General features: G+C 31.2%; 24 protein-coding genes. 14 read left to right on the top strand and 10 right to left on the bottom strand.

Features of this window, described 5'->3' with window-relative positions; all coding sequences use genetic code 11:
- The first annotated feature begins 18 nt into the window (after positions 1–18).
- The 14 genes from ACTTBE_RS03820 (at position 19) to ACTTBE_RS03755 (ending at position 11548) form a co-directional block, all read left to right on the top strand.
- Positions 19–912 (top strand): branched-chain amino acid ABC transporter permease, encoded by an 894-nt coding sequence (locus ACTTBE_RS03820; protein WP_075506246.1) that lies wholly within the window; start codon positions 19–21, stop codon positions 910–912.
- The gene (locus ACTTBE_RS03815) at positions 909–1091 is read left to right on the top strand and encodes a hypothetical protein (RefSeq protein ID WP_075506245.1); all 183 of its coding nucleotides are present in this window, start codon (positions 909–911) and stop codon (positions 1089–1091) included. The genes ACTTBE_RS03820 and ACTTBE_RS03815 overlap by 4 nt, the downstream gene beginning before the upstream one ends.
- Positions 1078–2130 carry a branched-chain amino acid ABC transporter permease gene (locus ACTTBE_RS03810; RefSeq protein WP_440677193.1) on the top strand — a complete coding sequence of 351 codons (1053 nt, stop codon included), beginning with the start codon at positions 1078–1080 and terminating at the stop codon, positions 2128–2130. Before ACTTBE_RS03815 ends, ACTTBE_RS03810 begins: the two co-directional genes overlap by 14 nt.
- Entirely contained in the window at positions 2127–2867 is a 741-nt protein-coding gene (locus ACTTBE_RS03805) for an ABC transporter ATP-binding protein (protein WP_440677192.1), read from the top strand. The genes ACTTBE_RS03810 and ACTTBE_RS03805 overlap by 4 nt, the downstream gene beginning before the upstream one ends.
- Positions 2867–3652 carry an ABC transporter ATP-binding protein gene (locus ACTTBE_RS03800; protein ID WP_440677191.1) on the top strand — a complete coding sequence of 262 codons (786 nt, stop codon included), beginning with the start codon at positions 2867–2869 and terminating at the stop codon, positions 3650–3652. Before ACTTBE_RS03805 ends, ACTTBE_RS03800 begins: the two co-directional genes overlap by 1 nt.
- Positions 3652–4356: an AzlC family ABC transporter permease gene (locus tag ACTTBE_RS03795; protein WP_075506241.1), complete on the top strand. Its 705-nt coding sequence runs from the start codon at positions 3652–3654 to the stop codon at positions 4354–4356. The genes ACTTBE_RS03800 and ACTTBE_RS03795 overlap by 1 nt, the downstream gene beginning before the upstream one ends.
- Entirely contained in the window at positions 4346–4669 is a 324-nt protein-coding gene (locus tag ACTTBE_RS03790) for an AzlD domain-containing protein (RefSeq protein ID WP_440677190.1), read from the top strand. The genes ACTTBE_RS03795 and ACTTBE_RS03790 overlap by 11 nt, the downstream gene beginning before the upstream one ends.
- 40 nt (positions 4670–4709) lie before the next feature.
- Positions 4710–5621 (top strand): glutarate dioxygenase GlaH, encoded by a 912-nt coding sequence (gene glaH, locus ACTTBE_RS03785; protein ID WP_075506239.1) that lies wholly within the window; start codon positions 4710–4712, stop codon positions 5619–5621.
- Between the two features lie 34 nt (positions 5622–5655).
- Complete coding sequence (locus tag ACTTBE_RS03780; protein ID WP_440677189.1) at positions 5656–6423, top strand: pyrroline-5-carboxylate reductase; 768 nt, start codon at positions 5656–5658, stop codon at positions 6421–6423.
- Positions 6424–7212 (top strand): ABC transporter ATP-binding protein, encoded by a 789-nt coding sequence (locus tag ACTTBE_RS03775; RefSeq protein WP_440651772.1) that lies wholly within the window; start codon positions 6424–6426, stop codon positions 7210–7212.
- The gene (locus ACTTBE_RS03770) at positions 7212–7919 is read left to right on the top strand and encodes an ABC transporter ATP-binding protein (protein ID WP_440677188.1); all 708 of its coding nucleotides are present in this window, start codon (positions 7212–7214) and stop codon (positions 7917–7919) included. The genes ACTTBE_RS03775 and ACTTBE_RS03770 overlap by 1 nt, the downstream gene beginning before the upstream one ends.
- Position 7920: 1 nt before the next feature.
- Entirely contained in the window at positions 7921–8931 is a 1011-nt protein-coding gene (locus tag ACTTBE_RS03765; protein ID WP_440677187.1) for a branched-chain amino acid ABC transporter permease, read from the top strand.
- Between the two features lie 35 nt (positions 8932–8966).
- On the top strand, positions 8967–10298 hold the full coding sequence (locus tag ACTTBE_RS03760; protein WP_440677340.1) for a branched-chain amino acid ABC transporter permease: 1332 nt from the start codon (positions 8967–8969) through the stop codon (positions 10296–10298).
- 74 nt (positions 10299–10372) lie between these two features.
- Positions 10373–11548, top strand: a complete 1176-nt coding sequence (locus tag ACTTBE_RS03755) for an MFS transporter (RefSeq protein ID WP_440677186.1) — start codon at positions 10373–10375, stop codon at positions 11546–11548.
- Between the two features lie 31 nt (positions 11549–11579).
- Here ACTTBE_RS03755 and ACTTBE_RS03750 read toward each other — a convergent pair whose 3' ends face one another.
- The 10 genes from ACTTBE_RS03750 to ACTTBE_RS03705 all read right to left on the bottom strand — a co-directional run bounded on the left by ACTTBE_RS03750 (position 11580) and on the right by ACTTBE_RS03705 (position 22335).
- Complete coding sequence (locus tag ACTTBE_RS03750) at positions 11580–12770, bottom strand: ABC transporter substrate-binding protein (protein ID WP_440618112.1); 1191 nt, start codon at positions 12768–12770, stop codon at positions 11580–11582.
- 92 nt (positions 12771–12862) lie between these two features.
- Complete coding sequence (locus tag ACTTBE_RS03745; protein WP_440677185.1) at positions 12863–14344, bottom strand: aldehyde dehydrogenase; 1482 nt, start codon at positions 14342–14344, stop codon at positions 12863–12865.
- Positions 14337–15119 carry an alpha/beta fold hydrolase gene (locus ACTTBE_RS03740; protein ID WP_440677184.1) on the bottom strand — a complete coding sequence of 261 codons (783 nt, stop codon included), beginning with the start codon at positions 15117–15119 and terminating at the stop codon, positions 14337–14339. Before ACTTBE_RS03740 ends, ACTTBE_RS03745 begins: the two co-directional genes overlap by 8 nt.
- A gap of 6 nt (positions 15120–15125) precedes the next feature.
- A complete protein-coding gene (locus tag ACTTBE_RS03735) occupies positions 15126–15713 on the bottom strand; it encodes an amino acid synthesis family protein (protein WP_075506232.1) in 588 nt (195 codons plus the stop codon).
- Positions 15710–17413 (bottom strand): thiamine pyrophosphate-binding protein, encoded by a 1704-nt coding sequence (locus tag ACTTBE_RS03730; RefSeq protein WP_440677183.1) that lies wholly within the window; start codon positions 17411–17413, stop codon positions 15710–15712. The genes ACTTBE_RS03735 and ACTTBE_RS03730 overlap by 4 nt, the downstream gene beginning before the upstream one ends.
- A complete protein-coding gene (locus ACTTBE_RS03725) occupies positions 17410–18579 on the bottom strand; it encodes an LLM class flavin-dependent oxidoreductase (RefSeq protein WP_440647454.1) in 1170 nt (389 codons plus the stop codon). Before ACTTBE_RS03725 ends, ACTTBE_RS03730 begins: the two co-directional genes overlap by 4 nt.
- Positions 18580–18702: 123 nt before the next feature.
- A complete protein-coding gene (gene glpD / locus ACTTBE_RS03720; protein WP_440677182.1) occupies positions 18703–19854 on the bottom strand; it encodes a glycerol-3-phosphate dehydrogenase in 1152 nt (383 codons plus the stop codon).
- 54 nt (positions 19855–19908) lie between these two features.
- The gene (locus ACTTBE_RS03715; RefSeq protein WP_440677181.1) at positions 19909–20877 is read right to left on the bottom strand and encodes a 2OG-Fe(II) oxygenase family protein; all 969 of its coding nucleotides are present in this window, start codon (positions 20875–20877) and stop codon (positions 19909–19911) included.
- Positions 20874–21827: a DMT family transporter gene (locus ACTTBE_RS03710; RefSeq protein ID WP_440677180.1), complete on the bottom strand. Its 954-nt coding sequence runs from the start codon at positions 21825–21827 to the stop codon at positions 20874–20876. The genes ACTTBE_RS03715 and ACTTBE_RS03710 overlap by 4 nt, the downstream gene beginning before the upstream one ends.
- Positions 21828–21867: 40 nt before the next feature.
- A complete protein-coding gene (locus ACTTBE_RS03705) occupies positions 21868–22335 on the bottom strand; it encodes a thioesterase family protein (protein ID WP_440677179.1) in 468 nt (155 codons plus the stop codon).
- Positions 22336–22362 lie beyond the last annotated feature (27 nt).

Here is a 22362-nt window from a genome sequence, read left to right as displayed (position 1 = left end):
TAAACCAAAAAAGATTTTATGGATTTTCTTGTATTTCAATACCCAATGATAACTGTTCAAGCTTGCTTGGATGGTATTCTTTTAGGAGTATTGTTCGCATTAATTGCTTATGGAATGGCACTTCAATGGGGTGTTATGAATATAATTAATATTGCTCAAGGAGATCTTGTTATTTTAGGAGGATACATTGCGTACTTTATGTATCTTTATGGTATTCATCCAGCATGGGGAGTAATTGTTGCTCCAATTATAATGTATTTCGTAGGTATTGCGATTTATAAACTGGTTATAAATAAAGTAGTCGATAGAGATTTATTTATCTCAATTTTAGCTACATTTGGAATAAGTATTTTATTCATGCAATTAATGAACTTTGCATTTGGTGCAGATGTTGTGCTTGCAAATTCGCATTATGGTACAACAATGTTGTTTGATAATAATGTTGTTCTTCCTAATTCAAAAATATTTTCAGCATTTATCAGTATTTTATTTGCAGTTTGCTTAGTGATTTATATGAAAAAATCTAAGCTTGGACGAGCAATTAGAGCAACTGCTCAAAATGCACGTGCTGCAAAAATTTTAGGTGTAGATACTGAAAAAGTATATGCAGCAACTTTTGGAATTAATGCTGCTTTATGTGGTGTAGCTGGAGCTTTAATCTCTATAACATTCACTATTCACCCTTATATGGGATTACCTTATACGATTAGATCTTTTATGATTGTAATTGTTGCTGGTTTAGGAAATTTACCAGGTGTTGCAATGTCAGGTATGGGATTAGGAGTTTTTGAGGAATTTGCAGATTATATTTTAGGAACAGAATTTAGAATTGGATCAGTATTTTTATTACTAGTATTAATTTTAGTTTATCGAAGATTTAAACTTTCAAGAAAGAGAGAGTACTTAAAATGAGGAAAGTTAAAATCAATGATAATCAAGGTCAAACAGTTGAAGTTGACATAGATAAATTTAAAAAACACTTAGATGAATATCATTCATCAGGCTCAAGTGTACATGATGAAGATGGTCATTATTTTACAGTAGATCAAAATTTCAGAGAAAAAATTAATAGTCTATATGAACAAAAATAATTTAATACTTTATATAGGAATTTTAATATTTGGTTTAGCAGCACCATTTATATTTCCAGCATTTAAAGTACAATTATCAATTCTTTGCATTCTAATTGTTCTTGCAACTACTTGGAATATTCAAGGAGGAGAAATGGGCTACAATACATTTGGAAATATTTTGTTTTATGGACTGGGTATGTATTTGTGTGCTTCAGTTCAGGTTGGAATGTTTTTTCCATTAGCAGAATGGACAGAAAGTGGTGGTGAAAAAACATTTGTACATACTCCTACCCAATTTTTCCAAGGTATGGCGATGGGACTTATTGTTGCTGCAGTAGTTCCAACTATTGTTGCTGGTTTAATTGGTTATGCAATTTTAGGATTGAGAGGTCACTACTTTGCTATTTGCACTCTAGGATTAGGAGTAGCTGCTGGTGAAATTTCTGGAGGAATTGAAATTATTGGAGCAGGACAAGGTTTTACTACTCCACCTTTTCCTAATGTAGGAGGCTTAGAAGCTAGAGGAGAATTCTTTTACTTTTTAAGTTTTATAGTTTTAGTTTTGACATTTATAACTGTGAAAGCGATTTACTCTACTAGATTTAAGTTAATCCTTAATGCAATCAGAGACAATGAAGACAAGGCTGAAGCTATGGGAATTGCAACAATGAAATATAAAATTATTGGTTGGATGATTTCTGCATTTTTCTGTGGTCTTGCAGGAGGAATAATGGGTGGACTAGTCGGATATATTGACTCAACAGATGTTGCTTTTGATGGAAGAGAAATGGGAGTGTTCATGGTTTTAATGGCAATATTAGGTGGTAAAGGTACTCTTTGGGGACCAGTTATCGGTGCAACAATATTTCATATTTTTAAAGAAGGATTTTGGACATTCTTCCTAGGCTGGCAGTATGTAGCCTTGGGAGTTTTAATTGTGGTGATTGTGATTTATTTCCCTGAAGGATTAATGGGTTGGTTGAGAGAAAAATATCCTCACAGATTTGGAGAAGTAGTTGATGAAGCTGATCGAAAGGCTCAGGTAGAGATAAAATGAGTATTTTAGAAGTTAGTAACGTTAGTAAATCTTTTGGGGGAGTAAAAGCTAATGTTGATATCTCAATGTCAGTTGAAAAAGGTAAAATTGTAGGATTGATTGGCCCTAATGGATCAGGAAAAACCACTTTGTTCAATTCTATTGTAGGCACTTATCCAATTGACCAAGGTTCAATTAAATTTAATGGAAAAGAAGTTTCTGAACTTCCTGTTCCAGTAATAGCAAAACTAGGTTTATTAAGAACATTTCAACAAACAAGAATATATGGAAAACTGAACTGCATTGATAATATGCTAATTAGCCATAAGGGTAGTGATGAAAATATATTAAAACTGTTTTCAAAAATACCTCAAGAGCTTACAGAAAAAGCAGAAAATTTACTAAATTTTGTAGGTTTATATCAAAAGAGAAAACTTAGAGCAGGTGATTTATCTTTTGGACAACAAAAACTTTTAGAACTTGCTATGGCATTAATGAATGAACCGGAAATGCTTTTACTAGATGAACCAACAGCAGGAATAAATCCAACTTTAATCAATGGAATTATTGATAGATTGATAAAAGTAAATCAAGATTTTGGTATCACTCTTTTGGTTATTGAACACAATATGAGAGTGATTATGCAATTAGCGGAGAATATATTTTGTTTAGCTCACGGTAAAATGTTAGCAAATGGTTCACCAGATGAAATTAAAAACGATAAGCGTGTTATCGATGCATATCTAGGAGCCCAATAATGTCAAATCAATATGAAGTTTTAGGAAAAGCTCCAACACCAGAAGATTTAAAAAAACTATCTCCAAATGAAATACATCTTACAATTAAAAATTTAAATGCTGGGTATGGTAAAATGGAAATTTTACATAATTTTGATTTATTCGTGAACAAAGCACAATCATTGTGTTTGATTGGACCAAACGGAGCTGGTAAATCTACAATTCTTCACTCAATTTATGGATTTACAAACATCTTCTCTGGTCAAATTGAAATAGAAGGAAAAGAAATTACAAATCTTACACCAGCTGAAAAATTAAAATCAGTTGGAATTGCATATATCTTACAAGACAATTCTGTATTCCCAGATATGACAGTTGAAGAAAACTTATTAATGGGTGGATATATTAAAGATAAAACTGAAGAGTCTTTTGACGAAGCTGAAAGAATTTTAGAAAAATACGAGAGATTAAGAAATAGAAGAAATCAGCCTGCTAAAGTTTTATCAGGTGGTGAAAGAAGATTGTTAGAAATCTCTAGAGCTTTAGTTATGAAACCATCCGTTCTATTAGTTGATGAACCATCAATTGGTTTAGAACCTAGATATATTGATATGGTTTTTGAAATTTTGAGAGATCTTCAACAAAATGAAAAGAAAACTATTATATTAGTTGAACAAAATGCCAAAAAAGGACTAGAATTTGCAGACATTGGATATGTATTAGTATCTGGACAAACTGCAATTGCTGGCAAAGGGGATGAGTTATTGCAAAACCCTGATGTTGGTAGACTATTCCTTGGTGGCTAATGATAAATAAAGATTTCTTTTTTAAAGGCTATAAATCAATACTAGCTCACGATAGTCCGGCAATAGCTTTAGGTTGTTGTTTTATTGCTATAGGAGCTCTTTTAAAAAATCTTGGCTTCAATATTCAAGAAAGCATTTTTTCTACCATGCTGACTTATGCATTGCCAGGATCTCTAGTTATGGCAGAGTCTTTATTGGTTGGCGCTTCTTTGTTAAATATTTTTTTAGCAGTTTGGTTTGTTAATGCTCGTTTATATCCAATGGCTGTTTCTTTGTTTCCATTAATGATGCACGAAGATCAACCAAAGTGGAAATATTATTTTTCATGCCATTTCATAGCTGTATCAGCTTGGTTGATTATGAAGAGTAATTATAAGACTATTCCAGAAAAATATAGAATTGATTATTGGATAGGGATTGGAAGCGCTACTTGGAGTGTTGCTGTAATTGGGACTTTAATAGGTTTTTATTTTTCAGAATATTTAAACAAAGAAATGATGATGGGTTTAGCTATTTTAAATCCTGTATATTTTTTATGCATGATGGTAGGAGCGTCAAAAACAAGACAAGTAACTTTATCAGTTTTACTTGGAATTATTTTGGGACCTGTTTTTTATTTTTTTTCACCTGAATGGTCTATTTTATTAGGTGGAGTAGTTGGTGGCACTATTGCTTACTTAATAGGAGAAAAAAATGTCAACTAGTATCGTTTTAGCAATTTTGGTGACATCCCTTGCAACTTTCTTATCAAGATTTCTTGGAGCAATAAGCTCAGAAGGTATAAAAGAAACTTCTAAGATATTTAAATGGTTTAACTGTTTAGCTTATGCAACTTTAGCAGCCCTAATTGTAAGAACAATAATTTTTCCAGTTGGTGTAATGGATGACTCAAGCTACTTAGTAAGATTTGTTGTTGTTGTACTATCCTTAACTGTTTTTTTTATTTCTAAAAAAAATTATGTTTATCCCACAATTTTCTCTGCCATAAGTATGGCAATATTAGTTAATTATTTCTAAATAAAATTGATTTATTAAAAAACTTAACTTAAGGTTTCTTATGGAAAAAATACCTGGTTTAGAAATTCAAGAACATGATAAATCAAAAAGAATTTTGAATATTAAAATTACTGATGAGATTATTAAGAAATTAGTTTTTCCATTTAATAAATTTGACTTAACAGCTTTAGAACTAAAGCCTTTTACAAGGTTTACAATAGCAAAAAGTTTAGATGATTTAACAGAAAATAAACTTAGTAAATTAATGAACTCAATAATTAGAGATCGTTCAACTGGTTGTTTTATAATTGGACCAAAAAATATTTCACCAAAAATTAATGATAAATTTTTAGTAAAATTATCAACAGCTATTGCCTATTTAATTGGAAATCCTAACCATGATTCAATGGCAGGAAAATACTATGCTCGTTTTCATGTTAAACACGAAGACGCGAGTGACTCTTATTTAAGAAAAGCTTACCGTAATATGGATCTTCATACAGATGGAACTTATGTTAAAGAAATTACTGATTGGTTAATTATGACAAAGTTAGAAGAAGAAAATGTAGAGGGTGGAGAGACTGCGATGTTGCATTTAGATGATTGGGAACATTGCAAAGAACTATCAAATGATCCTGTGGGTAAACAAGATTTTCTTTGGAGCTCACCTAAGAGTAAAAATGTAGATTATAAAGTTGAGCATCCAGTTTTTTCTTCAGATGATAAAGGAAGACCACATATTTCATATATTGACCAATTTCCTGAACCAAAAAACATGGAACAAGGCAATTTTTTACAGAGATTATCTGATGCTCTGGAAGGAAGTGAAAATAAAGTAATTACAAAGTTACCGGTTGGTTGCTCTATAATTGCAAATAATTATTTTTGGCTTCATGGAAGAAAACCTTTCAAAGAAAATAAAGAATTAAGCAGAGAATTGTTGAGAATTAGAGGATCTTTTTTTGTTAATTAATTCAATATAATCAATATAAAGTAACCAAAATATTATGATTTTAGGTTTTATTGGTACGGGTAAAATTGCATCTTCAGTAATAACTGGAATATGTAAATCTAACCTTAAATATAAAAAAATAATAATTTCTCCAAGGAATAAGCAGATTGCCAAAAGTTTAAAAAAAAAGTTCAAAAAAATAGTTATTGCTAAAGATAATCAACAAATTGTTGATCAATCTACTTGGGTATTTTTATCTATTACACCTACGGTGGGAGAGAAGATAATTAAAGATTTAAAATTTAAGTCTAGTCAAACAATTGTTAGCTTTATATCTACAATAACTCTATCACAGTTAAAAAAAGCCATTAAAGTAAAAGCAAAAATAGTAAGAGCAATTCCTTTGCCACCAATATCATTAAAGAAAGGACCAGTTCCAATTTGTCCTCCAAATCCAAAAGTGAAAGCTTTTTTTAATCATTTAGGAACTACTGTAGAAATCAAAAATGAAAAATCTTCAATAAACTTTTGGTCTACTTCTGGAATGATGGCACCTTTTTATGAAATGCAAAGAGTAATGTCTGATTGGTTAGTTAAAAAAGGAGTAAAAAGAAATAATGCTCAAAAATATATAACTTCTTTGTTTTTAGCTTTGTCAGAAGATGCAGTTATACATTCTAAAGAAAACTTAAGAGAGTTAGTTAAAGAGTCGCAAACACCTAAGGGATTAAATGAGCAGGGTGTAAATGAATTGTCAAAATCTGGTTTTTATAAATCATTAGAGAAAACTTTAAATAGCATTTACAAAAGATTAGATAAATAAATGTCTGATAATATTTTAGAGATAAATAATTTATCAAAGTATTTTGGAGGACTTGCTGCAGTTTCTGATTGCTCTATAAAAGTTAAAAGAGGAACTATCACAGGTATAATTGGACCAAACGGATCTGGCAAAACAACTTTATTTAATTTAATTGCAGGAAATTTAAAATCTTCAGGTGGGAGTGTAACATTTGATGAAGAAAATATCACAGATGTTCCATCTTATGAATTATTTTCAAAAGGATTACTTAGAACTTTTCAAATAGCTCATGAGTTTTCAAATTTGTCTGTTCTAGAAAACTTGATGATGGTTCCAGGAAATCAATCAGGTGAAAAGCTAATGACAGCTTTATTCAAGCCAGGGTTAGTTGCAAAAGAGGAAGCAGAAGTTAAAGAAAAAGCAAAAGAAGTAGTTGAATTCTTAAATCTAGGGCATTTGTCAAATGAGCTTGCAGGAAATCTTTCTGGAGGTCAAAAAAAATTGTTAGAACTTGGTAGAACTATGATGGTTGATGCAAAATTAGTATTACTGGATGAAGTAGGGGCAGGAGTAAATAGAACTTTATTAAAAGATCTCGGCACTGCAATCGAAAAGCTAAATAAAGAAAAAGGTTATACTTTTTGTATGATTGAGCATGATATGGATTTTATAGGGAGATTATGTGATCCTGTGATTGTTATGGCTGAAGGTTCGGTTTTATTTGAGGGTACGGTTGATGAAGCTAAAAAAGATGAAAAGGTAATAGAAAGTTATCTTGGCAGAGGATCAAAATTAAAGGATGAAGTTTAATGGCATATTTTGAGGGAATAGAGATGACTGGTGGTTATGGAAATGGACCAGATATAATTAATTCTTGTTCTGTTGAAGTAAACAAAGGAGAAATTGTTTCTATTCTAGGACCTAATGGTGCTGGAAAATCTACAGCTATGAAAGCAATGTTAGGTTTATTAAATTTAAAATCTGGATCAGTTAAAATTAATGGTAAGGATATTTCAAAACTTTCTCCACAGGATCGAGTTAAACAAGGAATTTCATTTGTTCCTCAAACAAAAAATGTTTTTGCGGGAATGACGGTTGAGGAAAATTTAGAAATGGGCGCCTTTTTAGTAAACTCTGAGATAAAAAATATTATTGAGGAAATTTACGAACTATTTCCAATCCTTAGAGAAAAAAGAAACCAAATGGTAGGTGAATTATCTGGTGGTCAAAGACAACAAGTAGCACTTGGAAGAGCGTTAATGATTAAACCGACAGTACTAATGTTAGATGAACCAACTGCAGGGGTATCACCAATTGTTATGGATGAATTGTTTGATCATATCGTTAAAGTAAAAAGAACTAATGTTGCTATTTTAATGGTAGAACAAAATGCTAAACAAGCATTAAATATTTCTGATAGAGGCTACGTATTAGTTACTGGAGAAAATCGTTATTCAGGAACAGGCAAAGAATTATTGAACGATCCAAGAGTAAGAAGCTCTTTCTTAGGAGGATAATATGGATCTTATTAATGCAATAATTCTTTTACTAAATTATATTTTTATTCCAGGACTTACTTATGGTTCTCAATTAGCTTTGGGTGCAATTTTTGTTACTTTAATTTATGGAATTCTGAGATTTGCTAATTTTGCAACTGGAGACATGATGTCATTTGGAACCATGATGACAATTTTATTCACTTGGTATTTTCAATCTTTAGGTATTTCTCTTGGAGTTCTGCCTACAGCTTTAATTGCACTTCCATTTGGTATTTTTTTTTTGATTTTATACATGCTTACAATCGATAAATTTGTTTTTAAGTATTACAGAACTCAAAAAAGTCCTCCAGTTCAGTTTGCTATGGTTAGTATCGGTGTGATGTTTGTGACCCAAGCAGTTGTTAGAATTATAATAGGTCCAGGAGATAGAAGGTTTTTTGATGGAGAAAAATTTATTTTCAAGGCTAGAGAATTTAAAGAAATGACAGGTTTAAATGAAGGACTTGCACTTAAATCTACTCAGGTCCTAACGATTTTTGTCACGATAATCTTAGTCTCTTTATTATTCTGGTTTTTAAATAAAACTAAAACAGGAAAAAGCATGAAAGCTTACTCTGATAACGAAGATCTTGCTTTGCTTTCAGGTATAGATCCTAAAAAAATAGTATTGGTTACTTGGGTAATTGCAGGAATTTTAGCTACTATTGGAGGAGCTCTGTACGGTTTAGATAAAAGTTTTAAACCTTTCACTTACTTTAATAATATGCTTCCTATTTTTGCTGCAGCAATCGTTGGAGGAATTGGAAATCCTTTCGGTGCATTTTTAGGTGGCTATGTGATTGCTTTTTCAGAAATTTTATTAACATATGCATATAAGAAATTTTTTATGTATATATTACCTGAAAGTATGGAGCCAGAAGGCTTAGTTCAATTACTTTCGACCGATTACAAATTTGCAGTTTCATTTTCAATCTTGGTGATTGTATTACTTTATAGACCATCAGGGATATTCAAAGGGAAAGTATTGTGAGAAAAAATCTAAACGTTATTGCAGCATATAGTATCATGATGGTTCTAATTCTATTAGTTGGAATTTTTCAATCATGGAATATTGCATTATCAATATTTAATCTTTGCTTAATTTCAGCAGTCATGACCATGGGTGCAAACATACAATGGGGTTATGCTGGTTTAATTAATTTTGGAATAATGGGATACACTGCTTTAGGGGGTCTTGCCGCAGTTATAATTTCAGTCGATCCAGTTCAAGAAGCATGGAGAGCTGGTGGATTTGATATTTTAATGTGCTTATGGCTCATCATTGTAATGGTTTTAGTCATCAGGTTTATTTTGAAAAATTTTGAAAAATCAAAATTAAGAACATACAGCATTGCAGCTCTAATTATTGCAGCAATCATAATTATTAGAGTTACAGCAGAACCGGGTATTGAAAAAATTGAAGCTGTAAATCCTGCAACAACTGGTTTTCTTGGTGGGTTTGGTTTACCTATCATTTTCTCCTGGATCGTAGGTGCATTATTTGCTGGAGGTTTAGCCTTTATAGTTGGAAAAGTTGCTTTAGGTTTAAGAGCTGATTATCTAGCAATTGCAACACTATTGATTTCAGAAATTGTAATAGCAATAATAAAGCATGAAGACTGGTTAACCAGAGGTGTTAAAAATGTAATCGGCTTAAAGAGACCTGCTCCATATGAAGTTGATCTACAGACCACAGATTGGTTTATAAATTTAGTAGAAAAATTTAAATCTAGTAAGTTAGATCTAATTACTGATTTATCCGAAAGACAAGCAGCGTTAAATCAATTTGTAATCGAAGGCTCTTCAATATTTGTTAAACTATGCTACTCAGGTTTGTTTTTAGCTGTTGTTATAATACTTTTAATTCTTACTCAGAAAGCTCTTTATTCTCCATGGGGAAGAATGATGAGAGCAATAAGAGATAATGAAGAAGCAGCAAATGCTATGGGTAAAAATGTTGTGAAACAACATTTGCTAATATTTATTTTAGGTTCAGCAATTGTTGGAATTGCAGGAGCAATGCTAGTAACTCAGGATGGATTATTTACTCCAGGAAGTTATAGACCAATGAGATATACATTTTTAATTTGGGTAATGGTCATAGTTGGAGGAAGTGGAAACAACTTTGGTGCAATTTTAGGTGGCTTTGTTGTATGGTTTTTATGGATTGAAGCAGCACCAATTTCAATGTTCTTAATTAACTTCTTTACAGCAGGTATTCCTGAAACAAACGCTATCAAAGCTCATCTTATTGAAAGTGTTCCTTATTTTAGATTTTTATTGATGGGTTTAGGTTTGTTATTCATAATGAGATACCGACCTAAAGGTATACTTCCAGAAAAAATAGAAATAAAATAATTAAAAATGAAATATATTATTCTAGGTGCTGCAATTGCTTGGGCCATGTATATGGCTGACAAGTATATGTTTTAATGAACAGAAATCTTTCGCTACTTATTTCAAGTCAGGTTTTTGGTTTCACAGCAGCCAATGTAACAGTTTTTTTAAGTGGAATAATCGGAAGTCAGCTTTCAACTATTAAATCACTAGCTACTTTTCCTCCTTCAATTTATGTAGTTGGTATAGCAATCTCTACAATTTTTGCTGCAAAAGTTATGTCAATTATTGGCAGACGTTTAGGTTTTGTTTTGGCATCTATAGGTAGCTCTTTAGCTTGTTTACTTGCTGCTTACTCAATCTTTATTAATAGCTTCGTAATATTTTCATTTTCTTGTTTTTTACTTGGTACTGGAATGGCTTTCATTCATCAGTATAGATTTGCAGCAGCTGAAACAGTTGAAAAAGATAAAGCACCCAAGGCAGTTTCTATGCTTTTGTTAGCAGGAATTGTCTCTGCATTTATAGGAATTACTTTAGCAAATAAAACAAAAGATTTAATTAGTGATCATGTTTATGTTGGATCGTATATCGCATTATCATGTCTTACTATTATGCCTGCAATTTTTTTAAGTTTTTATAAAAATTCAAAAATTACTAATAAAAATAATTCAATATATTCCAATGTTAGGACTTACAAAGAATTTGTTTCTGATCCAAAATTTTTACAAGCAATGGTAGCTGCTACTTTTGGTTATGTGGTTATGGCATTTTTAATGACAGCTACTCCAATTAGTATGCATTATGTCCATAAATTAAGTGTAGACAAAGTTGGACTGGTTATCCAATTTCACGTACTTGGAATGTTTCTTCCATCATTGTTCACGGGCAACCTAATAAAGAGATTTGGTTTTTCAAATATAATGTACATGGGAGTTTTTTTTTATGCTTTGACAATATCATTAAGCTTATTTGAACCAACTTTTATAAATTACTTTGCTTCATTGATATTTTTAGGTATAGGATGGAATTTTCTATATATCTCAGGAACTAGCTTGTTAGTTACCACCTACAATGAGCAAGAAAAATTTAAAGCCCAAGGATTTAATGATCTAATAGTTTTTTCTGCTACAGCAATTGGAAGTTTATCAGCAGGAATTTTAATTTCATTGTTGAGTTGGAAAATAGTAAATTTTATGTGTATTCCTTTTTTGATAATTATTTTATTTGTAATTTTGAGAGCAGATATAAAAAAAGCCCCAGTAAACTAATTTACCAGGGCTTTTTAAAATAAGATTTAAATTATCTTTGTTTTTTAGTTTTGAATTTTCCGCCTTTAACTTCTTGCTCTAAGAAAGAACCTTCAGCTTCACCAACTTCAGTAAAAGATACTCCAGTAGCACCTTCGTAATTTATCTTTTTACCTTTTGCTAGTAAGTCCAAACCTTTCTTTAATTCACCTGGGTAGATTTTAGTACCAGGAGCGTTAGCGACATCCATTACATTTTTTGCAATAGATGCTCTGTCAGCAGAATTACCCGCTTGCATTGCAAGAACGATTAAAGCAGCTGCATCGTAAGATTCTCCAGTGTAAGGACCAGATGAATCTATACCACCAGCTTTTGCAACTTCTGCAAATACACCAGCACCTTTACCAGTAGAACCTGGTAGAGATCCAAATGATTTGCTCAAGTCTTTACCGAATGCATCAACTAATGATTGACCAATCATACCATCTGATAAAACGAAAGTATCAAATGCACCAGAGTCTAAAGAAGCCTGAATAATTCCTTTTCCTCCTTGGTCAAGATAACCAATAACTGCTACAGCATCACCACCAGCAGAAGCAAGAGTTGCTACTTCTGATGAGTAATCAGCTTTACCATCTTCATGAGCAGTTACAGTTGTAACTTTAATACCATGAGCTTCAACTGCTGCTTTGTAAACATCAGCTAAACCTTTTCCATAGTCATTGTTAGTATAAGTGATTGCAATGCTTTTTACTTTTCTGTCTTTAGTAATGTCAGCTAAGATTTGACCACCTCTAGCATCTGATGGAGCAGTTCTAAAGAAATATCCATTATCATCTAGAGTAGTTAATCCTGGAGAAGTTGCTGAAGGTGAAATCATTACTACACCGTTTGGTACAGCAACATTTGTTGCAATAGCACCTGTTACACCTGAACAGTCAGCTCCCATAATTGCAGCTACACCACCTGAAATTAAACCTTCAGCTGCTGCTGTTGCTGCTGCTGAGTCAACACAAGTTGAGTCTGCTCTCATTGCTTCAATTTTTTTTCCACCAAGCAATGAACCTGAATCTGAAGCTTCTTTAAATGCAAGCTCTGCAGATGCAGCCATAGCCGGAGTAAGAGATTCAATAGGACCTGTAAATCCTAAAATGATTCCCATTTTGATCGAATGTCCGTCTGCCATAACGTTTGAACCAAAGCTTGATACAAACATAAATGCAGCGATAAATAGTTTTCTCATTATCTTCCTCATTATTGTTAACAATTTATAAAATCTAATTTAAGTATGAATAATTTGAATATTCAATGACAAAATTGGCTTATTTTAAACTATTATCTAATAGAGAACGGGTCTAAAGATGGTTCATCTGATGTGTAGAACCAAGTTGTTTTTACTCTTGTATAATCTTTAATTGAGTCAATTCCTGCCTCTTTACCGTATCCACTATCCTTGATACCTCCAAATGGAGCTGACGGTGAAATTAATCTGTAAGTATTAACAAATGTTATTCCAGCTCTAATTGCTTTTGATACTCTCATACCTCTAGATAAATTGCTGGTATATACTCCAGAAGATAATCCATACTGATTGTCATTCATTTTTGAGATAACCTCTTCTTCAGTATCAAATTTCATTACAGATAAAACAGGTCCAAATAATTCATTTTCTGCAACAGGTAAATTATGATTATCACATTCAATTATAGTTGGCGGAAAGTAATAACCTTTATTTGAAAAAGAATGTCTCTCACCACCACATTTAATTTTTCCACCTTGATCAATAGTTTCTTTAATATTTTTTTCTATTGTTTCTAATTGTTTAAAATTACTTAAAGGACCCATTTCAGTTTCAGGATCCATAGGTGCTCCTATTTTTATTTTAGAAGCTCTTTCAGAAAGTTTGTTTAAAAATTCTGCATAGATACCTTTTTGAATATAAAGTCTTGAACCAGCTATACAACTTTGACCACTTGCTCCAAAAATTCCTGCTGTAATTCCATTAATTGCATTTTCTTGCTCGGCATCATCAAAAACAGCCACTGGACTTTTTCCTCCAAGTTCTAAACTCACTTCAGAAAGATTTTCTGCTGAATTTTTAATTATATGTCTTGCGGTTTCTGGTCCACCTGTGAAAGCAATTTTTTCAACTAAATCATGTGTTGTTAAAGTTTTTCCACATGGGTCTCCAAATCCAGTTATGACATTTACTACTCCTTTGGGTATCCCAGTTTTTTCAATTAATTTGGCAAATTCAAATAATACCGCAGGTGCTAGCTCTGATGATTTAATTACAACAGTATTTCCCATTGCAAGTGCTGGAGCCAATTTAGTAGCAGTTAAAAACATTTGAGAGTTCCAAGGGATAATGGCTGCTACCACACCTATTGGTATTCTAGTGGTTATTGCTTGAATATTTGGTTTATCAATTGGCAAAACTGTACCCTCAACTTTATCAGCTAAACCTGCGTAGTAATCATAGTATTCTGCAATATAGATTGCTTGTTTTTTTGTTTCTCTAAACAATTTTCCTGTATCTATTGTTTCTATTTCCCCAAGCATCTCTGCATTTTCTCTTAACTGATCCCCAATAGCTCTTAAAAATTTTGCTCTTTCCTTAGGAAGTAATTTAGGCCATTCACCTTCAAAAGCTTTTTGCGCAGCTTTAATTGCTTTATCAGTATCTTTAGCACTTGCTTCTGGAACAATTGCCCAAGGTTCATTATTTTCAGGGTTTAAAGTTTCAAATGTTTTATTGTTTTCAGCATCGACCCACTGTCCATCAATATACATTTGATATTTTTTAAGTTTACTCATTTTCTTTGATAAAATTGTTTAGAAATGAATTTACATCATCGGCACACTCAATACCACAAAGATGTTTTCCATCCTTGATTATCTTTAATTGGCTTTTTGGTATTAAAGCATTTAATTCTTGAGACATTTTAACTGTAGAGCCTATGTCATATTCTCCAGTCATAATTAAAGTGTGATTTTGAATTTTATTAAAATCCTCATCATTTTGATGTTTTACAAACAGCTCATAAACTTTCAGAAAATGCTCCATATTATTAGCTGCTAAAATAGAGCTAATTTTATCATAAATACTTGGATGGTTTTCAATATACTTGTCTGTAAACCATCTTTTAAGAGCTTGTCTTGACAGTTTAAGATCTTTCTTTGCTTGTTCAAATCTTTGATTTACAATTTTTTGTTGCTCTTCGGTTCTTTTATATATTGAGCATAAAAGAGTTAGTGATTGTAAATGTGAACTGTGATTGATAGCAAAATTCCTCGCTATCAAAGAACCTATTGAAAAACCAACCAAATGAATTTTTTTTATATTAAGGTGGTTAATTAAATCAATTAATTGATCCGAAAAGTCATCAAACGAAATTATTTCCTTATCTAAAGATGATTTTCCATGACCAAGAATATCATATGCAAGAGTACTATAATCATTAAAAAAATCTAATTGAGGTTTCCAAATCTCGTGGGTTAAACCTACACCATGAACAAATACAATTGGAATTTCTTGGTCTTTTTTTATGTATGAGTAAAAAGTTCCAGAAGCAGTAGTTCCAGTGGTCATCAAGATTTATTTGGGTTCAATTCCCATTTCTTTCATATCTTGATATCGATCACCTGTTCTAGCATGTGCTCTTCCACTAGACGCTCCACCTATTGCAATTACCACCTCATCATTAAATGGTGCATCATGTATAGTAAATTCATGTGTTAGATAATAAGGTCTTAACCCAGAGTCAGTTTTATGCATCATTGGAATAGAAATTTTTGATCCAGCTGGTCCCCTTGTATTTGTAAAACTTAAATAAGATGTGCCTCCCACAGCGTCTCTAAATTTATTTCCAAATCTCAAAGTGTGAATAAAAGCTGATGCATGCTCTATTTCTCCATCCAGTCCAACTACTCCTGCTTTACCATATGCTAATATTTTTTCTGGAGATCCTATTTCTTTTATTAATTCTGGAACAAGTAAATCACCTAACTTAGGAGCCAGATCTAAAATTGTTGGTCTTAAGTCCTCAACAAATCCTTGACCATGCCATGGATTTTTAAAAACTGCAGCAACAGATACTAATAATACAGGCTCTTTTGCTTCCTTGCCTCCTTCAATAAAAGTTTTGTCTACAAATTTTGAAAATTTTCTTAGCTCTAATTTCATTTTTTAATTCTATGTTGAAAACTATCTCTTCTAAAACTGTATAATGCTTTCGGATCTACATCAACATCTATCACAGCAGGTTTATTACTTTTTATTGCAGCTCTAACTGCTTCATTTATTTCAGAAACTTTTTTAACTTTAAATCCTTTTGCCCCATATAATTCAGCAACTTTATCAAAAGATGGACTTGTTATATCAGCACCTAAATATCTTTTACCAAAAAAATCTTTTTGATAAGCTTTTTCGGCTCCCCAACTTTGATTATTCATCACTATAGTTGTTGTATTTATTCCATATTCAACAGCTGTGCTTAATTCAGAAATAGTCATTCCAAAACCGCCATCGCCCATCAAACTTACAACTGTTTTTTTGGGTTTTGCAACTTTAACTCCAAGTCCACAAGCGAATGAAAAACCAACTAAGCCAAAATCTAGAGGTGTAAATAAAGAAGGGGGATCATAGTATTCTAAAGCGTCTGTTGCTTGTAAGCACAAGGTTCCTGCATCTAAAGTGATCGCTGAGTCTTTAGGTAAAACTTTTCTTAGTTGTTTAAACAAACCTTTTGGTTGGATTGGAAAATTTTTTCCTAAATTTTCATTTTCTCTATTATTTAAAAATTCTTCTCTTTCTTTTAAATACAGATCAGTCCATTTTTTTACATCTAATTTGATTTTTTCTTTTTTAATTTCTTTATATAATTGAACAGTTGCTGTTGCAGCATCTGCATGAATTCCTATTGATACTGGAAAATACTTTCCAATCATTTTTTTTTCTAATTCAATTTGAATTATTTTTGCTTTTTTATTTATATTTTCATAAGAGTAAAATGTTGAATTAAATCCTAGTCGTGTACCGATAGCCAAAATAATATCTGCTTCTTTGACTAATCTTGATGCAACAGGATTGCCTCTAGGTCCCATTTGCCCTGCATTTAATTTATGATTAAATGGTATGGCATCTCCATGACCTGCGGCTGTAACAATTGGAACATTAAGCAATTCTGCTAATTTAATAACTTCTCTATATTTTGAGTTATATTTAATTCCAGCCCCAACAATTATTGTTGGATTTTTTGATTTCAGTAGCAATTTAGTTGCTTTATTTATTCTCTCTTTATTTCCTTTAAGATTACTTTCACTTGAGAACGAAGGTTTATTTAAATTAATATTGTAAGTATTTTTTTCCGCCAATATGTTTCTTGGAAGATTGATACAAACAGGCCCTCTTCTTGGTTTCATTGATAAATGAAATGCATCGCCAATTACTTTAGGAACAATCTTAGAATTTTTTACAGTCCAAGTCTTTTTTGTAATTGGAGCAAATAAGGATTGTTGATCTAACCCCTGAAAAGCATCTTCCATTTTATCTTTTGTTGAGTAAGAACCTGCTATTGCAACTACGGGAGAGAAAGCAGCTTTTGCTTGAGCTACTCCAGTTACTAAATTTGTTGCACCCGGTCCATTTTGACCTGCAATAATTACACCATGCTTATTTGATGCTCTTGCATATCCATCAGCCATATGAGTGCCTGTTCTTTCGTCTCTAACTCCAATAAATTTTATACTTTTTTCATGATAAAGAGCATCAAACATTTCCATTGTTGCAGAACCAATTAAACCAAAAACGTGTTTAGTTTTTTCTCTCTTAAGAGCTCTAACGGCAGCTTGACCACCGCTTATTTTTTTTTTGGAATTGATCACGAAACTTTTTTAACTTCAGTTCCTAAATCATCTTGAAAATGAGGCATAACTTTTTCTGTAAAAAGTTTAATACTTTTCATGCAATCTTTATGTTTTACTCCAGGAAAGTTTGACCAAACTTGCAGGTTTTGTAAATTTAATTCAGATTTTAATTCATGAATTTTATCAATCACATATTCAGGTGTTCCAAATAACATATTTCTTTTGTGTAAAAATTCATAATTCAATAAATCCAGCTTACCTTTAGTTTCTGGAAGTTCTTCACCTGGATCCATATGATTGCCTAGACCACGCCAATGACAAACCCAACGCATATAATTTACCATGTGCTCGCCAGCTTTTTCTTTAGCTTCTTCCATTGTATCAGCTACAAACATATCTCTAACAAGAGATACACCTTCACCTAAAGGAATATTTTTTTTGGTTACCTCAGATCTTTTATTTTTGTAAGCTTCAAATTTTGCCTTTAGAGCTTTTACTGTTGGTATCCACATTATAATATTAATATTATTCTCAGCTGCCCACTCAATTGATCTAATTCCATCAACTACTTGATGAATAGGAGGATAAGGTTTCTGAAAAGGTTGTGGCAATACACTAATTTTTTTCATCGTGTTATCTTCCATATTCATAAATTCTTCACTTGGTGGACTCATATCATGTTGCCAAACATAATTTGGAGAGGGATATGTATAAAACTCACCTTGATGACTAAAAAACTTTTCACTCCATGCTTTTTTTAGCACTTCAAGTGTTTCAGCAAACAATCTGAAGTTTTTTGCCTGGTCTTTAAGATCAGCTTCTTTGTTCAAATTGATTGCTTCTCTACCATAAATTCCTCTAGCAACACCTACTTCAACTCTTCCTTTTGAAAGTTGATCTAGTGTAGCAATATCTTCTGCCAATCTTATAGGATTGTGAAATGTAATTACATTTGCAGCTTGTCCGATTCTAATATTTTTTGTTCTTGCAGCTGCATCTACCCCCATCATTATTGGGTTAGTGCATGACTCCATTCCTTCATGATTAAAGTGGTGTTCAGTAAACCAAATAGAGTTCCAATTACTTTGATCACAATATTCTGTGATTTCTTTAGTTTCGTCTAATAATTGATGATATGGTTTGTGTGTCCAGTTAGTGGTATTGCAAAAATAACCAAATTTCATAAAGCCTCCTTTAAAAGTTAATTTAAAGACGACCGATCCCACTTTCGTAAATCTTTGATTTTAACGACGAGTTATGTATCGCTTTATAAAGTAACGATATCACTTTTTAATAGTAGTGGAAATCTAAAAAAGCTTCTTTTTGTCTGTCCATTGGCCTTTTTTTGTTTTGGGTAAAAACTTTTTAAGATCTAATAGGACTTTTTCAGACAACTTTCTGTATGTAGTAAGTTTTCCTCCATAAATGTTTAAAAGGGGTAATTTTTTTACAATATTTAAATCAAAAACATAATCTCTTGTAACTTTTGAGGCCTCTTTAAAATCCTCTATTAGAGGTCTTATTCCTGAATAAGTATCAACTATATCTTTTTTGCTAATTTGTTTTTTTAAATAATTATTTACTGATCGAATTAAATATTGAGTTTCTTGTTTTGATATTACAGTATTTTCTGGCGATTTAACTTCCACCTCAGTTGTTCCAATTAATGAAAATTTTTTTTTGTAGGGAATTACAAATATTATTCTTTTATCTGTGTTTTGAAATGTAAATGCAACATCTTCTTTATACAATTTCTTTGTAATGATGTGACTTCCTTTAACTAATCTTATTTTATTTTTAGATTTTATTTTTATATTTTTATGTAAAGTTTCATTTATCCATGGTCCAGATGCATTGATTAAAACTTTCGATTTTATTTTTTTTCTATTTTGAAGACTAATGACCCATTCATTGTTAATAATTTCAGCTTTTTTAACTTTGTTGTATTCTAGTATTTTGGCTTTATTTCTTTTTGCATCTTTAGCATTTAATTTTGTTAATTTTTTATCATCAATTTGAATATCATAATATTGAAAACCTGTTTTGTATTTTTCTTTAAGAATATTTGGAAATTTTTTATTAAGATCTAATCTTTTTGATTTTGGAATGCTAGTTTTCCCACCCAAATTATCATACAAAAGTAAACCAAATTTAACTAACCATGCTGGTCTAATTTTATCAGTATGAGGAATAATAAATGGAATTGGCTTTGAGATGTTTTTTGCAATTTTGTAAACAATTTCTCTTTCTTTAAGTGAATCTCTTACTAATTTAAATTCGTAATTTTCTAGATAACGAAGACCACCATGAATTAATTTTGTTGACCAAGAAGAGGTTGCACCTCCTATTTCACCTTTGTCAGCTAAACATACCGACATACCTCTACCAGCGGCATCTCTTGCTATACCAGCTCCATTTATACCGCCACCTATTATGAACAAATCAAATACTTTAGCCATCAAACTGAATTGTTTATAAAATGTAATAATAAATTTTCAACGACTTAAATTATTTTAACGCTGATATTCAATAAATTTTTTTAAAGATTGATTTAGAAATTTTTCGTAAATCTGACCTGTGTTAGAATATTTTTTTGAATTAAGGAAAGATTTATTCATTTTAAAGTCATAAGAAGGCTCAAAGAAGAATGGAACGGAAAGTCTCTTGCTTTTATTCCATAGTACTCTGTGATTTGTAGCTTTAAATTTACCTTTACTTAAAAACTCTAAAGCTCTTCCTGTATTTACTACCAAAGCTTTTTTATTAAATGGTACATCATACCATTTTTTCGTTTTTCTATTCTGTACTTGAAGACCACCTTTTTTATCTTGATATAGAACTGTAAATATTCCACTATCTACATGCGTTTCACATCCAAGTGCAACTCCATCTTGTTTTGATATCTCCACTGGCCTTGTTTGATTTGGATAATAATTAAATCTTAAAGTACTTAAAGTTTTTAACCTTGAAAAAGCTTTGTTTGAAATATTTGGATCAAGTTTATTTAATTTAATTACACTTTTAAACAAAGTTTCACTTAAATTGTAAATATTTTCAAAATATTTATTCAAGACCTCAATAGAAGTTTTGTTAAAACATTTATTTAGATCTAAATATTCAATGTATTGGTTTCTAGTTTTTGAAGAATATTTCTTAGTAATTTTTAAATCTCCTATATCCAAACCCTCTTTTCCATTTACATCATTTGGAAAATAACCTCTGTAAAGATTGTTATTTTTTTTATTCCATTTTTTTGGTGATAATTTCCTTTTTTTACTGTCTGACAAATTGAAGAACTTGTTTCCTATTCCACATATTTTATTAATTTCTTTCAAATTGAGACCATGTCCAATCACTTGAAAAAAACCTATATTTACACAAGCTTTCTCAATTTCTTTAATTGTTTTTAACGCACTCCGGGTCTCAAAATTATTTTTGATAAGTGATGATATGTTAATTGTGGGTATATAATTTTTGGTCATCTTCTAACAGGTGTTTCTGTAGCAATGTATTGCTCTCTGACTTTCTCTCTTAAATATATGTATATTCCAGCTGCTATTATACATGCAACACCTAGAAATGTTCTTCCAGATGGAATCTCGTTAAATAGGAAATACCCTGGTATCATCGACATTATAATTAGAGAGTATTCAAATAAAGAAACAACTGATGGAGATGCAACTATGTATGCAGAAAATATACAAAGAAAAGCAATTGATGCTGCTACACCAAAAAATAATATAAATTTCCATGTGTAATCAAAGTTAGAAAACCATTCTCTAAAAATAAATTGAGTTGTTGGGTCAAAATTAGAATTGTTAAACTGACCATTGCCCATAAACAGATAAATAGCTCCACATAATATGAGCGCAATTAAATAGAAATAAAATAGTTGAGTATTTACATCATCTTTGTCGGAGGTATATTTTGTAATTGTCATAGAGGCTGCATAAAAAAATGCACATCCGACAGGAAGTAGACTTTTGTATTCAAAATCTGAAAAATTTGGATCTAAAACTATAAACACACCAATAAAACCAAATACAATTGCAGACCATCTTCTAATTCCAATAAATTCCTTTAAAAAAAATTTAGCAAAGATTGATACAAAAAAAGGGCAGGAGAAAAAAAGCGCATTAGCTGTTGCTAATGGCATGTAAGTTAGAGAAATAAAAAATGCAGAAAAAGCTAAAAAATGTAAAATTACTCTTACCAAAGTTAATATTGGATAATGCGTTTTTAAACTAACCTTTTGCTTTTTAAATTTGATGTAGCAAAACAATAAAATTGCAGCAACCAAGTATCTGCCAAAAAAAATTTCATATAATGCTGCTTTTTCAAATATAAATTTGATTAATGAGTCCTGCATTGCAAATAAAGTCATTGCAATAATAATAAGAACAATTCCTTTAGAGTTATTATCGGTACTCATTTCGCACCTATACCAAAATAAGATAATGAATAATATTTAATTATTTCTTCAGTTTTGAAGAGAACAAAAGATTTTCACTTGAAAATTCAGCTTCATTTTCCTCTATAAAAGAAGCCATCAACTTCAACTTTTCTTCTTCAAATTCTGTTACCTTTCTTTTGCTAAGGTCAATATATAGAGATATCCATTCCATCGATGCTGAAATTTTTTTAGTCTCTTTTGCAATCATTTCCATTTTTAAATGTAATCGTTTTTTATCATGGTCAAAATAAGTTAGGTTTATATCAACAGTTTCACCTTCTTTGACCTCATTAAGATATTTAGTATTAGTCTCTACTACCATCGTGCTTCTATTTAGATTTTTTGCTGCACTTGCTCCCATTTTAAACTTTTCAAGCGCCACTTCCCATGCTTTATCAAATATTAAAACATAGTAAGCCATGTTCATGTGATTGTTATAATCAACCCAATTATTTGTGATAGTGAAGCTTTTAAGAAAAACAGACATTTAATAATTTAATTTAATATTAATATC

Origin of the sequence: Candidatus Pelagibacter sp. HIMB1587 (assembly GCF_052047775.1) — a bacterium.
Taxonomy (GTDB): domain Bacteria; phylum Pseudomonadota; class Alphaproteobacteria; order Pelagibacterales; family Pelagibacteraceae; genus Pelagibacter.
This window is presented reverse-complemented; position numbering and strand designations above follow the sequence as displayed.